The 1,377-nt window shown below is 67.2% G+C and carries 1 protein-coding gene; it reads left to right on the top strand.

Features of this window, described 5'->3' with window-relative positions:
- Nucleotides 1-192: 192 nt before the first annotated feature.
- The coding region (gene istA / locus QMG72_RS17710) for an IS21 family transposase (RefSeq protein ID WP_283481353.1) at nt 193-1,377 on the top strand (1,185 nt) is incomplete at its 3' end.

Raw genomic sequence — 1,377 nt, 5'->3', positions numbered from 1 at the left:
TGTTAGCGGCCATGAAAAACTGCCCATAGGCGGCCACGGAACTGCCCACTGACGGCCATGAAAAGTGCCCGTTGGTGGCCATGAGATCTGCCCACTTCCTTACTGAACCCTGCTGCTTAAGCGGCGGGAGCCTCTCCCCGGGGTTTGATGACGGTGTCTAGTCGCACCAAAGTCGCCCGGGAAGAGGCCCTAATGAAGTTTGACGGAGAAATCATGGAAATACTTGCTGCGTATGATCTGACCGGATCGTTGCGCGCCGCCGCGGAACTCACCGGCTGCTCGCACCACACGGTCGCCAGGCACGTCGCTGCCCGCGACGCCGGCCAGCCGATCGCGGAACCGGTCTACCGGGGCCGGGTCACGGACGCGTTCCTGCCCAAGATCGAGGAATGGATCGAGGCCTCCAAGGGCAAGATCCGCGCCGACAAAGCCCACGATAAACTCCTCGCCCTCGGCTACGAGGGCTCGGAACGCTCAACCCGCCGGGCCGTCGCGCAGGTCCGCGCCGCCTGGCGTCTTGGCCACATCCGGGTGCACCGGCCCTGGATCACGGAGCCGGGCATGTGGCTTCAGTACGACTTCGGCGACGGCCCCGTGATCGAGGGGAAGAAGACCGTTTTGTTCGTGGCGTGGCTGGCATGGTCCCGCTTCAGGATCGTCATCGCGTTGCGGGACAGGACGGCGCCGAGCGTGTTCGCAGCTCTTGACCGCAGCTTCCGGGTCCTGGGCGGCGCCCCGACCTACGTCCTGACCGATAACGAGAAAACGGTCACCGTTTCCCATGTCGCCGGGGTCCCGGTCCGCAACCAACAGACGGTCGACTTCGCCCGCCACTACGGGGTGACGGTGCTGACCTGCCAGCCGGCGGACCCTGCGTCCAAGGGCGGCGTGGAGTCCTCCGTGAAGCTCGCCAAGGCCGACATCGTGCCCAAGGACACCAACCTGCGCGCCGAATACGCTTCGTTCGCCGAGATCGAAGCGGCCTGCCAGGTGTTCATGGACGAGGTCAACCACCGTGAGCACCGGGCCACCCGCCGGAAACCCGCCGCGATGTTGGCCGAGGAGGCGCCGCGGTTGCACCGGATCCCGGACGCCGCGCACACCGTCGCGTTCGGGCTCTCCCGCACCGTCCCGGAGAACACGCCGATGGTCACCTTCGAAAACGGGCAGTACTCCGTTCCGGCGTCTCTGCTCGGCGCGCGGGTGTTCGTCCGAGCCCACGGCGCCGGAGCCGACGAGCAGGTCATCATCGTCCAGCACGGCAGCGGTGGCCCGGTGGAGGTTGCCCGGCACCGGCGCGCCCGCCCCGGCAGCCCGGCGATCAACGACGCCCACTTCCCCGACCATAGGCGCAGGATCCCGGGCGAATACGCGGTG

Origin of the sequence: Pseudarthrobacter sp. PH31-O2, from assembly GCF_030063265.1 — a bacterium.
Lineage (GTDB): Bacteria > Actinomycetota > Actinomycetes > Actinomycetales > Micrococcaceae > Arthrobacter.
This window is presented reverse-complemented; position numbering and strand designations above follow the sequence as displayed.